This window comes from Nitrospirota bacterium, assembly GCA_026387665.1.
GTDB lineage: Bacteria > Nitrospirota > Nitrospiria > Nitrospirales > Nitrospiraceae > Palsa-1315.
Genome location: JAPLLG010000013.1, coordinates 167996 through 181862 on the forward strand (window position 1 = coordinate 167996; position 13867 = coordinate 181862).

Annotated in this window: 11 protein-coding genes; 1 reads left to right on the forward strand and 10 read right to left on the reverse strand. The window is 58.9% G+C overall.

Annotated features, from left to right (window positions below):
* The 7 genes from NT179_11535 to smpB all read right to left on the reverse strand — a co-directional run bounded on the left by NT179_11535 (position 1) and on the right by smpB (position 7526).
* Positions 1-3171: a multidrug efflux RND transporter permease subunit gene (locus NT179_11535; GenBank protein MCX5722639.1), complete on the reverse strand. Its 3171-nt coding sequence runs from the start codon at positions 3169-3171 to the stop codon at positions 1-3.
* Between the two features lie 10 nt (positions 3172-3181).
* Entirely contained in the window at positions 3182-4363 is a 1182-nt protein-coding gene (locus NT179_11540; GenBank protein MCX5722640.1) for an efflux RND transporter periplasmic adaptor subunit, read from the reverse strand.
* 88 nt (positions 4364-4451) lie between these two features.
* The gene (locus NT179_11545) at positions 4452-4898 is read right to left on the reverse strand and encodes a VOC family protein (GenBank protein MCX5722641.1); all 447 of its coding nucleotides are present in this window, start codon (positions 4896-4898) and stop codon (positions 4452-4454) included.
* 4 nt (positions 4899-4902) lie between these two features.
* Complete coding sequence (locus tag NT179_11550; GenBank protein MCX5722642.1) at positions 4903-5313, reverse strand: VOC family protein; 411 nt, start codon at positions 5311-5313, stop codon at positions 4903-4905.
* Positions 5313-5966 (reverse strand): DsbA family oxidoreductase, encoded by a 654-nt coding sequence (locus NT179_11555; GenBank protein ID MCX5722643.1) that lies wholly within the window; start codon positions 5964-5966, stop codon positions 5313-5315. The genes NT179_11550 and NT179_11555 overlap by 1 nt, the downstream gene beginning before the upstream one ends.
* A 29-nt stretch (positions 5967-5995) precedes the next feature.
* Entirely contained in the window at positions 5996-6859 is an 864-nt protein-coding gene (locus NT179_11560) for a pirin family protein (protein ID MCX5722644.1), read from the reverse strand.
* Between the two features lie 193 nt (positions 6860-7052).
* Positions 7053-7526, reverse strand: a complete 474-nt coding sequence (gene smpB, locus NT179_11565) for an SsrA-binding protein SmpB (GenBank protein ID MCX5722645.1) — start codon at positions 7524-7526, stop codon at positions 7053-7055.
* Between the two features lie 131 nt (positions 7527-7657).
* Here smpB and NT179_11570 point away from each other — a divergent pair, with 131 nt between their 5' ends.
* Positions 7658-8146: a DUF721 domain-containing protein gene (locus tag NT179_11570; GenBank protein MCX5722646.1), complete on the forward strand. Its 489-nt coding sequence runs from the start codon at positions 7658-7660 to the stop codon at positions 8144-8146.
* Here the strand turns inward: NT179_11570 and NT179_11575 are convergent.
* From NT179_11575 to gyrB, 3 genes are all read right to left on the reverse strand, one after another.
* Positions 8100-8708, reverse strand: a complete 609-nt coding sequence (locus NT179_11575) for a hypothetical protein (GenBank protein MCX5722647.1) — start codon at positions 8706-8708, stop codon at positions 8100-8102. The two genes, NT179_11570 and NT179_11575, sit on opposite strands and share 47 nt — an antisense overlap.
* Positions 8709-8750: 42 nt before the next feature.
* Positions 8751-11213, reverse strand: a complete 2463-nt coding sequence (gene gyrA, locus NT179_11580) for a DNA gyrase subunit A (protein ID MCX5722648.1) — start codon at positions 11211-11213, stop codon at positions 8751-8753.
* A 115-nt stretch (positions 11214-11328) separates the two neighbouring features.
* Positions 11329-13800, reverse strand: a complete 2472-nt coding sequence (gyrB, locus tag NT179_11585) for a DNA topoisomerase (ATP-hydrolyzing) subunit B (protein ID MCX5722649.1) — start codon at positions 13798-13800, stop codon at positions 11329-11331.
* Positions 13801-13867: the final 67 nt, after the last annotated feature.

Genomic DNA, 13867 nt, shown 5'->3' on the forward strand with positions numbered 1-13867 from the left:
TCAGGCATGATCCTCCGAAGCTGGCGGCATCGAGAGTTCCTCGGAAACTGGCTTCACTGATGCACGAGGCTGAGTCAATCGACGAATCACCACATAAAATAGCGGCACGAAGAAGATCGCAAGGAACGTGGCAGCCAACATCCCGCCCATCACGCCGGTTCCGATCGACTGGCGGCTTGAGGCCCCGGCGCCAGTGGCCACGACCAGCGGGACCATGCCGAAGATAAAAGCCATGGAGGTCATGATGATCGGGCGAAACCGCAGCCTGGCCGCTTCCAGCGCCGCCTCGATCAGCGGACGTCCCGCCTCATAGCGGGTATTGGCAAACTCCACGATCAGGATCGCATTCTTGGCAGAGAGGCCAATCAAGGTCACCAGCCCGATCTGAAAGTACATGTCGTTTTCGAACCCGCGCATCCAAACGGCGGTGAGCGCGCCGAAAATCGCAAAGGGCACAGCCAGGATCACCGCAAAGGGTACGACCCAACTCTCGAACTGGGCCGCCAACACCAGGAACACCATGAGGAGGCCCACCGCAAAGACCTGACCGGACTGGCCGCCCACCCGGCGCTCCTGAAACGAAATGTTGCTCCAGTCGATCGCATAGCCCTGCGGCACGAGCACCTCTTTGCCCACACGATCGAGCGCTTCGAGGGCCTGGCCGGAACTATAGCCTGGCGCAGCCGCGCCCAGCACTAAGGCAGTGTTATAGCCATTGAAGTGATTCACCGGATCAGGGCCGCTCTGATACTCCGTCGTCACGACGGTATTGAGGGGGATCATGTTCGTCCCCTGGGCGGTGTGAGCCCGCACATAAATTCTCGAAATATCCTGAGGGGTGGCCCGGTACTCCGCTTCCGCCTCCGTCTGCACATGATAGACGCGGCCGAATTTCACAAAATCGTTGATGTAGAAATTGCCGAAGTAGGCCTGCAACGTATCAAAGATATCCGAGATCGGGATGCCCAGGGCCTTCGCCCGCTCCCGATTCACATGGACATAGAGTCGCGGCGAGGAGACGCGAAAGTTCGTCCCCACCCGGCCGATCGCCGGTTCCTTCTGCGCCCGCTCAACGAATTGCTGCGCGACTGAAGCAAACCGTTTGAAGTCCCCGCCGCTGGGATCCTGCAACTGCGCGGAGAATCCCCCGACGGCCCCCACGCCACGGATCGCCGGCGCATTGAATGCCAGCAGCAACGCTTCAGGAATCTTCGCGAACTCGGCATAGGCGGCGCCGACCAGCGCCTTCGCATGGCTCTGCGGATCCGTTCGTTCGTCCCAGAGCGTCAGCGGCACGAACATCGTCGCAGAATTCGGCCCTCTGGTACCGAACACAAAGTTCTGACCGGACATGGCATCGGTCGAATGAACCGCCGGATTCGCCTGGAAAAACCGCTCAACCCGTTCGAGCACCGCATCGGTCCGCTGCTTCGACGCTCCGTCCGGCAGCTGCGCCACCACGATGAAATAGCCCTGGTCCTCTTCCGGAAGAAAACTTTTCGGCAGGGCCTTGAAGAGGCCGACCGAGACCACGAGGAGCACCCCGAACAGCAGCAGCACCAACAGAGGCCGCGCTGTGAATCCTCCCACCGCTGCCGTATAGCCCCGCTGCGTCCGGCTGAAGGTCCGGTCGAAGAAGGCCCAGAACCAGTTCCGTCCTTCCTGCTGCGGTACGAGGACCATCGCGCAGAGCGCGGGACTCAGCGTCAGCGCCACGAACCCGGACACGGTCACAGAAATCGCAATCGTCGCGGCGAATTGCTTATAGAGCGCGCCGGTGATCCCGCCGACAAACCCGACCGGGACGAACACGGACACCAGCACCAACACGATGGCGATGATCGGAGCCGTCACTTCGCTCATCGCCCGCTTAGCCGCGTCTCTGGCGGACAGACGATCTTCGCGCATGTGGCGCTCGACATTTTCCACGACCACGATGGCGTCGTCCACGACGATTCCGATGGCCAAGACCATCCCAAACAGTGTGATCGTGTTGATGGAGAACCCCAGCGCATAGAGTCCGACAAATGTGCCGATCAGCGAAACCGGCACAGCGATCGCAGGAATGATGGTGGCCCGCCAGCTTTGGAGAAACAAATAGACCACCAGCACGACCAGGACCATCGCCTCCGCCAATGTCTTGACCACTTCTTTGATCGAGACTTCGATAAAACGCGTGGTGTCATAGGGAATGTCGTAGGTCACGCCGGACGGAAAATTCTTGGTCAGTTCGTCCATCTGCGCGCGTGTGCGGCGCACCGTGTCGAGGGCATTGGCCCCCGGAGAAAGGAAAGTCAGGATGAAGGTGGTGGGTTTGCTGTTCCAGCGTCCCTCCAGGGCATAGGACTGGGCGCCCAATTCGATACGCGCCACATCCTTGAGCCGAACCATAGAACCGTCCGGCAATGCGCGAACGATCAGCTCTTCGAAGTCCTTCACCTCGGTCAGCCGGCCCTTCGTGATGATGGGAATCGTCAACTCGGTGCCCAGAGGCGCCGGCTCCCGCCCGATGGTCCCGGATGGGTAATCGCGATTCTGTTCTCGAATCACGGCTGCGATATCGCTCGGCACGAGGCCCAACTTCGCCATGAGCAGGGGATTGAGGATGATCCTCATGCTGTAATTCTGTTGCCCGAACACCACCGCATCCCCGATGCCCTTGACCCGCTTCAAGTCATCGACCACCCGGAGCGTCGCGTAGTTCGAGAGAAAGACCGCGTCGTGCAAGGGATCGGTCGACTTCAGCACGATCACCGCGACGAGGTCCGGGGACACCTTCTTCACGGTCACACCCTGCCGGATGACTTCCGTCGGCAGCTGCGGCTCGGCAAGCTTTTGGCGATTCTGGGTTTGGACCTGGGCGATGTCCGGATCGGTGCCGATCTCGAACGTCAGTTTAATGGTCACATGCCCGTCGTTGCTGCTGGTGGAGTCGAAATACAATAAATTATCGATACCGGGAAGCGTGACCTCGATCGGCCTGGCGACCGACTCGGCTGCCACTTCCGCGCTGGCGCCGGGATAATCCGCATCAATCTGCACGACCGGCGGAGTAATCTCCGGGAACTGGGCGACCGGCAAGAACTGCAACGCGAGGAGCCCCATCACGACAATGATGATGGACACCACCGACGCGAGAATCGGCCGGTCGATGAAGACGTGCGACGTCACAAATGATCCTTTATTGAGGCCTGGAAGGAACGGAGTCCGCGGCCGGCACAGGGGCTGCGCCCCAGGGAACGGCCTTCACCGGCGCGCCGGGACCGATCTTCATCAATCCGTTCACCACCACGCGATCGCCCTGGCTCAGGCCTCGCTCAATGAACCACTGGTCCCCTTTCCAGTCGGACGCGGCCACGGCCCGGATTTCGATCTTTTCGTCCTGGTTCACCACATAGACAAAGGGGCCCTGGGGACCTTGCAGGACGGCTCGTTGAGGAATGAGGATCGCGTCCGTCTTTGTATCGCCGGTGAAACGCACCTTCACAAACTGGCCCGGCAAAAGAATTCGCTGCGGATTGGGGAAGGTGATTCTAGTTTGACGGGAACCGGTTTCCGTCCGCAGGCCCGGGTCCAGGAGATCGAGCACCCCTTCATGGGGATAGACCGTGCCATCCATCAGCGTGAGCTGGCCTCGCAACTGGTAGACCCCCGGATGATGAATTTTCTTCGACTCGATGTCCCGCCGCCGCTTGAGAATGAACGTCTCCGGCACACTCACCACCACATACATGGGATCGACGCGGTGGACGATCGTCAACAAATCCGTTTGCGCCGACACCAGGCGCCCTTCGTAGTAACGGCTCCGTTCGATCAAACCATCGATGGGGGAAGTAATGAGCGTATTGTCGAGATCGAACTGCGCCTTGGTCAGCTCGGCATGCGCGCCTTGCAGCAGCGCTCTGGCGGCAAGGCCTCCGGCCATGGCATCGTCGACATCTTTCTGGCTGACCGCCTGTTGCGCGAGGAGCGGTTTCACACGGGCCAAGTCCTGTCTTGCTTGCACAAACCGCGCTTCCGCCTCGGCAATCTTGGCTTTCGCCAGCGCTACGGCGGCTTGGAACGGGACGGGATCGATCTGATAGAGGGGGGCGCCCTTCTTGACGTCGCGCCCTTCCTGATACAACAAGGCCTTCAAGAGACCAGTCACTTGCGAACGAATCTCCACCGGGCGCGAAGCCTCGGCCTGCCCGATGAATTCCGGTTCGTCCGGAATCGTCTGGCTGGTCACCGTCACGACCTCGACCCGTGGAACTTGCGGGGCATGCGCCGACCCAGCCTCTTGCTTGCAGCCAGCCCCCTGGGCCAATGACAGCACCAAGAGCCCCAGGATGACATGACGCGGCCTCTGTACAAACGTCACAACGACCTTTCCATTAAACCAACTGAACAGGTGACGAGTCTACCTCTTTGCCATGCTTTATCTCTACTCCGCTACTACGGTGGGACGATCAGAGTGAAAGGGGCTTGATCGGTGACAGGACCGCGCCAGGATCCTGTTTCCACAGTGATTCCTCGGCATCCACATACAGTTCCACTTCGTTGCCGTCAGGATCGCGCAAGTAAAGGCTTTGGCTTACGGTGTGATCGCTCATACCGTCTATCACAACTCCGGCCTGTTCCAGTTCACGTTTCGCCATCCTGAGTTCCTCGAGACTGTCCCCCACTTTAATGCCGATGTGGTACAGCCCTCGCCTATGACCCTGCAACGGTCCCGGCGCATCACCGACCTGGATCAGCAACAGCTCGTGATGGGTCCGGCCAGAGGTCAAGGCCGCCGCCGCACCGTTGAAGACCCGTCCAATTTCCTTAAATCCAAGCAGGTCGCGATAGAATGCCAGGGACTGCTCCAAATTTTTCACATAGAACACCACGTGGCCGAGATAATGAGCCTTCATGAGTTCACCTCCCGAACGTGATACCAGCCTTTTGGACTTCCTGGTAGGGGAGAAGCCAGACCAGCGATTCATCGCTGAGATCTCCAACCTGAATACGATTCCCCCAGGGATCGCGGAAGTCGCAACGAAAGCCGGGCGCCAGTTTGAGTTTGTATTTGTTGATGAGCTTCTTCCGCACTTCCTTGATTTGTTTCTCGTCACGGACCATGAGACCGAAATGCTTGGTGCGGTCCGGTTGCAGTATGTCCACTTCAAAGATCGCCATGAATTGGTGCTCGCCCAGCTTGCACCAGGCAGCGCCTTCCCCGCCACGGAGCATCTTCAAGCCAAAGACATCGGAATAGAACTTCACTGCTTTCTTGGCGTCGGTGACTTCAATGACGATGTGGTTACATCCGTAGACTTGAACTGCCATCAGGCCCCTTCCTTTCTTTCCATGACTGTATCCTTTGCCTGCTGAAGGGCAGACACAAAGATGTCGGGCGGCTGGGCACCGGAGATCGAAATACTGCCGTTGAGGAGAAAATAGGGAACCCCGCGAATGCCCAACCGATGCCCGGCCTCCTCTTCGGCTCGAACTTCTTGAACGGCCCGGTCACTGGACAGAAACGCCCGAACCTCTTCGCGATTGAGCCCACTATCTGCTGCGACCTCAGTCAACGAATCGAGATTCCCGATATCGCGTCCCTCCGTGAAGTAGGAGAAAAAGAGCGCCTCAACCACCTCATCCTGACAACCCTGCTGTCCCGCAAACCAAATAAGCCGATGGGCATCGAAGGTATTCGGCGTCCGGACGATCCGATCGAAAGCAAACTCAATCCCCTCTGCTTCGCCAGCTTGGGCCACCCGACCTTCCATTGTTTGCAAAGCCTCGGCTCCGCCGAATTTCGCTTCGAGATAGGTGCGTCGATCCAAGCCTTCCTTCGGCATCGTCGGATTCAATTCAAAGGGTCGCCACAAAACCTGAGCCAGTTGGGCGGATCCGACCTGCTCGAGCGCCTGTTCTAATCGGCGTTTACCAATGAAACACCAGGGACAGATTACATCGGAATAGATTTCAATCTTCATAGCTTGCGCTGCTGATCTGAAACGGTCTCTCAGTCCAGATGCCCCATCTTTCCTGCACGGTAGTCATTGACGGCTTGCGCCAGTTCGTCCTGCCGATTCATGACGAAGGGTCCGTACCGTGCAATCGGCTCGTGGATCGGCTCCCCCGCCATCACCAGCAGCATCGAATCCTCTTGCGCGTCGAGCAGGATCGGTTCGCCGGAGCTGGCCAACACGGCCAACTGCGCCTCAGTGACCGGTTTCGATCCGTTCACCATTACCTGCCCGCTGAGTACGAACAGAGCCACGTTCCAGCCAGCGGTGAATGTGAGGGCCGTGCCCCGTTGCGCCAGGAGGCGAAGGTCAAGGAGCTGCATGGGCGTGACCGTCCTAGCCGGTCCCTTGGCTCCGCCGAATTCGCCTGCGATCACCCGGACCGATCCGGCCCCTCCCTCCAGCGGCACAATGGGAATCGCCTCGCTCACCAGAGCTTGATATCTCGGCTCGGTCATTTTAGAGGCGGCGGGCAAGTTGACCCAGAGTTGGACCGCCTGCAATGTCCCGCCCTGCTTGGCCCAATCCCGCTCATGCCGCTCCTCGTGCACAACCCCGGAAGCGGCCGTCATCCATTGCACGTCGCCCGGACCGATCACGCCGGAGTTCCCCGCAGAATCGCGATGCGCCACTCTGCCTTGATACACGATCGTGACGGTTTCAAATCCACGGTGAGGATGCTCACCAACGCCGCGCGGGTGATCCGTCGCGGGATAGAAGGTCGGTCCCGCATAGTCCAACATGAGAAAGGGACTGACGTCGCGATCGATCTCATTGCTCGGAAACAGATTCCGCACATGAAACCCGTCGCCGACCACATGGGTCGAGCCTGGCTCATACAGACGAACCTGATCCATCATTCCTCCCATTGCCTCATGACAGGATCCACCGACAATTCATGTGTGATTATACTGAATTCTAGCCGGAACTAGGGGAGGGGGGTCTTCTTATCAAAAGTCGGCTAATCCAATCATCTACTACGCGACGTCGAGCGAGGCCCTTCCGAGGGCGCGCGCTCCGGGAGCACGGGACAATGCTAGACCGCTTCGTTGCTCACCTTCGATCCTTCATCGCTCGCTCCACTTCGCGGCTGGCTTCACGCGACTTGTCGGATTCCCGGCGGTCATGCTGCTTCTTGCCTTTGGCCAACCCGAGTTCGACCTTAGCCAGGCCCCGATTGGAAAAATAGATGCGGAGCGGGATGATCGTGAGCCCTTGCTGCTTCGTCTTCACGAGGAGCTTGTTGATCTCCTTGCGATGAAGAAGCAGTTTCCTGGTACGTAGCGGCTCGTGATTCGAAAGGTTCCCGTGGCTGTAGGGACTGATGTGGCAATGGTGAAGAAAGATCTGGCCCTCTTTCACGCTGGCATAGCTATCTGACAGGTTCACACGCCCCTCGCGCAGAGATTTGACCTCCGTGCCCTGGAGCATGATGCCCGCCTCGAACTTCTCTTCGATGAAATAGTCGTGGTACGCCTTGCGGTTCGTGACCACCGCTTTTTCGAAGCTGGCTCTCTCTTTCCCCATCAGGCGTCAGACTTTCATGGTCAAAAGATCGGTCGCGGTTCACTCTCTGCTCAGGATACCAGGAAACGACCGTCCTGGCATGATGGAACGCGGCTGCTGATTGCCACAGCAATTTTTGCTATGATGCCGCCATGCGAGGACTTGGCCCCATCGATTCGATCTCCAGCATCCTTGAGGGGCTGGCTCGCCGCCTGGGTCTCGAATCCAAACTGCTGGAAAGCCGCTTGCGCCGAGACTGGGTCTCCATCGTCGGAGAGCCCATCGCGTCCAATACCTGGCCGGACCAGATTCGCTACAAGAAGCTCTATCTCCTGGTCCATAACAGTGTCTGGCTGCACCAGCTCACGTTCCTCAAACCGACACTCATCCAGAAACTCAACCAGGTCGCCGGCTCGGAAGTCGTCACCGATATCGTATTGAAGATAGGGGAACTGCCGGAAGCCGACCGGGCACCCGCGTCACCCGAGGCCCTTCACGAGGCCACTCCGCCTGCGAGCGACGAGTTGCTCGCGGAAATCTCGGAGCATGTGACCGCGATCCAGGATCCGGATCTTCGCAATCACCTGGCGCAGCTCATGGCGCAGTCGCTGGCTCAACCGCGCGGGCCGAAGGCACGCTGAGCGGCCCTTTGAAAAGTTGCCGGGCATAGACCTGCGTCGCCGCCGTCTCCGGACCATCCAACAGGGGACCGATCCGCCCCTCTTCCTCCGACTCCGTCAGCTGGTACAACCCCCGCAAGGCCTTCCGAAATCCGTCCCGCACATCCCGCTCTTTCCCGAGCAGGTACTTGTGCAACATCGCCGGCTCCGCCCAGGCATCGAGGGAGAAGATATAAATGGTAAGGAAGCGATAGCGCTCGGTCGGATCGTCTGGCGTCGTCGGCCGCACCTTCATCGGTCCGAAGTTTCTCGTCTCATGGCCGACTTTGCGAAAACGCTCGATGAGCGTTTCGATTTCACCGTCGCTCGTCCAGGGCGGAACATGGATCGCGACGGAGGTTTCCTCCTGCGATCCGATGCTATAGGGAGGGATCGACCGGTCGGGACGGCTAAGATACATCCCGCCCCAGATCAGAGCGAAGGACCCGACCAAGACGCCGATAGCCAACTTGACGACCGTATCCAGCGGCTTTTTCGCCTTGGATCCGGAAGGGGACGTTGGAGAAGAATCCTGCTCATGCATGGAAGGCTCAACGAACAAGGCATAGAATGCCGCGCATATCCGTTAGGCGCCGCCTTCCTCTGGAATAACCTCAACCGCTTCCGCCAACCGCGCGACGGCCACGACCCGGTCGCCCTCGCCGTCGAGATCCAGAATCCGAACCCCCTGGGTGTTCCGGCCGATCTCGCGGAATTCATCCACCTTGCACCGCAGCACCTTGCCGTGCGCGGCCATCAGCATGATCTCGTCGCCATCCCGGACTTGCAGGAACCCGACGGCGAGTCCGTTGCGCTCATTGGTCTTCACGCTGATGATGCCCTTGCCCCCGCGTCCCTGGATGCGATACTCGTTCACCGGCGTGCGCTTTCCGTAGCCGCCCTCCGTGACCGTGAGGATTTGGGTGGTGGAGTCCGGCGTGATAGTTTCCATCCCGATGACTTCGTTGCCTTCCTCGAGCGCAATGCCGCGCACCCCGTGCGCCGTGCGGCCCATCGGCCTGGCTTCGTCTTCCTTGAAGCGGATCGTGATGCCCTTCTTCGTGCCCAACAGGATTTCCCGCTGGCCGTCGGTGACATGCACGCTGATGAGCCGGTCTCCCTTATCCAACGACAGCGCGATGATGCCGCCCTGGCGGGGATTACCATAGGCCGAGAGTTCCGTCTTCTTGATGATGCCCTGCTTGGTCGCCATGACCACGAACCGGTCGTCGCGGAATTCTTTGACCGGCACAGTCGCCGTGACCTTCTCATCGCCGGAGAGCGCCAGCAAGTTCACCAGCGCTTTGCCCTTAGCAGCCCGGCCCGCGTCAGGAATCTCATGGACCTTCAGCCAATAGACCTTCCCGGCATCCGTAAAGAACAGAAGCGACTCGTGCGTGGAGGCGGTGAAGAGGGTCACGACGAAATCCTCTTCCTTGACCCCCATCCCGATTTTGCCCTTGCCGCCGCGCTTCTGCGCCCGATAGAGCGTCACCGGGTTACGCTTGATGTAGCCGGCATGCGAGATCGTGACGACCACTTCTTCGTTCGCGATCATGTCTTCCAGGGTGATTTCCGCTTCTTCTTTCACAATCTGCGTGCGGCGCTCGTCCTTGTAGGCTTCGCGCACCTCGATCAACTCATCCTTGATGATCGTCCGCACCAGCGCTTCGCTGCTCAGGATCGACTTGAGCCGCTCAATCTGCTTCAAGACCTCTTTATATTCTTCGATGAGCTTGTTGCGTTCCAATTGCGTGAGCCGCTGGAGCCGCATCTCCAAAATCGCATTCGACTGGATTTCGCTCAACGCAAATTCCCGCATCAGGCCCACGCGGGCTTCATCGGGCGATTGCGCCCGCCGGATCAAGGCAATGACGGCATCCAGGTTGTCGAGCGCGATCTTGAGGCCCTCAAGGATATGAGCCCGCTCTTCCGCCTTGCGCAATTCGAAAGCGGTCCGACGGACCACGACCTCGCGCCGGTGCTCGATAAAATGGTGCAGGATCTGCTTAAGGTTCAGTACTTCCGGACGCTTGTTCACCAGCGCGAGCATGATGACCCCGAAGGTCGTCTGGAGCTGCGTGAGCTTGTACAGATTGTTCAAGGTAATGAGCGGGATTTCTCCGCGCTTGAGCTCGATGACGACGCGGATGCCGTCCCGATCGGATTCGTCGCGCAGATCGGAAATGCCTTTGATCCGTTCGTCCCGGATCAACTCGGCGATCTTTTCGATCAGCTTGGACTTATTGACCTGATAGGGCAGCTCCGTGACGATCAACCGCTCGCGATCCGTCCGTTCATCGGTCTCGACCTTCACTTTCGCGCGCAAGGTCAACAGACCCCGGCCGCTCTCGTAGGCGGATTTGATCCCGGCCGTGCCATAGATGAAGCCGGCCGTCGGGAAATCGGGACCTGGAATCTTCTTCATCAGCTGGGGAATCGTGATGTCCGGATTTTCCAGGAACTGGAGAAGCCCCTCGATCACTTCGCCGACATTGTGGGTCGGGATGTTGGTGGCATAACCCACCGCGATGCCGCCGGCGCCGTTGACGAGCAGGTTCGGGATTTTCGAGGGGAGCACCAGCGGTTCGACCAGCGACTCGTCGTAGTTCGGCCCGAAATCGACCGTATCCTTGTCGATGTCGGCAAGCATATCCTCGGCGACCTTGGTCAGGCGCGCTTCGGTATAGCGCATGGCCGCCGGCGGATCGCCGTCGACCGATCCGAAGTTGCCCTGCCCGTCCACGAGCATGTAGCGCATGTTGAAAGGCTGCGCCATACGGACGAGAGTATCGTAGATCGCGCTGTCTCCATGGGGATGGTAGTTACCCATGATCTCGCCGACGATCTTGGCGGACTTGCGGTAGGCCCGGTTCGACGCCAGACCCATTTCGTTCATGCCATGGAGGATCCGGCGATGGACCGGCTTGAGGCCGTCACGCACGTCGGGAAGCGCCCGGCCCACGATGACGCTCATCGCGTAACTCAGGTACGACGAGCGCATCTCGTCTTCGATGGCGATATGTCCTAACCGTTCATCAGGTGGCATCTAATTCTCCTCGAGAAAAGAGCGAATGGCTTATGGCCTATAGCTGATGGCAAGAAAGAAACTCCGCATCTGCCATTTGCCATACGCTATCAGCCATAAGCTCTTTGGCAATTTTTTACACGTCTAGATTTCTGACTTCGAGTGCGTGGGCTTGAATAAAGTTTCGCCGGGGCTCGACCTCATCACCCATCAGAATCGTGAAGATCTCATCGACGCCAGGCACGTCTTCCAATTTCACTTTCAACAGAGTCCGGACTTCCGGATTCATCGTCGTTTCCCAGAGCTGATTCGGGTTCATCTCGCCCAGACCCTTGTACCGCTGGATCGCGAGTCCGTGCTTGCCCTTGTCGAGAATCGCCTTGACCAATTCAGCCGTCGCGGGCAAGAGCTGCTCCTGGTCATCGGACTTAACCTTGTACGGTGCCCGGCCAAACCCGATCGCCGACGGGGCGAGCTTCTGCAATTCGCGGAATTCGGCGGAGCCGACCAGCTCGTGCGTCAGGTCGAAACCATGAGTCACACCGTTGACGTGCAACCGGCAGGTGACTTTGTTGGATTGATGTTCTTCATCCTCGATGATCTCCAGCGTCGGCGTGAGCTTCGGATAGACCACCGCGAGCGTTTTCTTCACGTTGGCCACAACCTTCGTGAGGGTCTCGCGATTCTTGAGCAGGTCACGATCCAGTCCCGGCTCATCCACAAAGGCCCGCACCATGCTGGCCTCATGCGGTTTCTTGTTCAGCCGGCTGAGCAGGGTCTCGAAGCCGATCAGCTTCTTGAGGATGGGCAGGAGCCGCCGTCCCGTGACATAGCCCTGAGTCCCCTCCATATACACTTCCACATCCTCGACCGCGATGTCGGCCAAGTGCTCGTTCAGCGCTAGCTCATCCTTGAGATACCGTTCCGTCTTGCCCTTCTTCACTTTGAAGAGCGGCGGCTGCGCAATATAGATGTAGCCCCGTTCGAGCAGCTCCGGCATCTGCCGGAAGAAAAACGTGAGGAGCAGGGTCCGGATGTGGCTCCCGTCCACGTCGGCGTCAGTCATGAGGATGATCTTGTGGTACCGGGCCTTACTGATGTCGAACGAGTCTTTGTCGGGCTTTTCACTGTCGTCGCGCTTGCGGCCGATGCCGGTGCCGAGCGCCATGATCAACGTCCGGATTTCATCGCTCGACAACATTTTGTCGAAGCGCGCTTTCTCGACGTTGAGGATCTTGCCCTTGAGCGGCAAAATCGCCTGAAACTTGCGGTCGCGGCCCTGCTTGGCGGAGCCGCCGGCTGAATCTCCCTCGACGATATACAATTCGCTTAAGGCCGGATCTTTTTCAGAACAGTCGGCCAGTTTGCCGGGAAGCGAGCCCCCGTCCAACGCGCTTTTGCGCCGGATGAGTTCCTTCGCTTTGCGCGCCGCTTCACGGGCGCGGGCCGCATCGATCGCTTTGCCGATGACCTTGCGCGCCACCGTCGGATTCTCTTCAAAATAATTCCCGAGCGCTTCGTTGACTGCGGCCTCGACGATGCCCTTCACTTCGCTGTTGCCCAACTTGGACTTCGTTTGCCCTTCAAACTGAGGGTTCCGGACCTTGACGCTGACGACGGCGGTCAATCCTTCACGGACGTCATCGCCGGTGAGCGATTCGGTATCTTTCTTGAGCAGGTCATTGGCGTTCGCGTAGCTGTTGATCGTGCGGGTGAGCGCAGCCTTGAAGCCCACCAAGTGGGTGCCGCCTTCCTTGGTGTTGATATTGTTCGCAAAGGAAAACAGGTTTTCCGCGTAGCTGTCGTTATATTGGAGCGCGACCTCCAGCACCATCTCGGGTTTTTCAACCTGCACGTAAATCGGCTTGTGCAGCGGCACCTTGGCTTCGTTCAGATGCTCGACGAACGAGACAATCCCGCCCTTGTACTTGAAGATTTGTTCCTTGACCGGTTCTTTCCGCTCATCCTTGAGGGTGATCTCGAGTCCTTTGTTCAGGAAGGCGAGCTCGCGCAGCCGCTGCGCCAGCACATCAAAGCTGAGGTCGAGCACTTCGAAAATCTGTCCGTCGGACTTGTAGGTGACCTTCGTGCCGCGGCGCTTGGTCTTGCCCGTCATCTTGAGCGGCGCGGTCGGTTTACCTCGTTCATAGCGCTGCTCGAACACCTGGCCGTCCTGCCAAATCTCCAGCTCAAGCCATTCGGACAGGGCGTTGACCACCGAAATTCCGACGCCGTGAAGTCCGCCGGAAACCGTATAGGCCCCCTGCTCGAACTTGCCGCCCGCGTGCAAAACCGTAAGCGCCACTTCGGCGGCGGATTTCTTTTGTGTGGAATGCATTCCGGTGGGAATACCGCGGCCGTTATCCACGACCGTGACACTGCCGTCGATGTGGATCGTGACCTCGATGGTCTCGCCAAATCCCGCCATATGTTCATCGACACTGTTGTCGACGACTTCATAGACGAGGTGATGGAGGCCGTCCACACCGGTGCTGCCGATGTACATCGCCGGACGCTTCCGCACGGCGTCCAGGCCTTCCAACACTTTGATTTGATCCGCGCCGTAGCTCTCGGATTTCGATGTGGTCTCGCTGTCGTTACTGGCCATCAGTCTCCCGTTTCAATACAGCCTTAAAGTTTCAGCCTTCAGCGGCTGACCGCCCGTCGCTGAACTC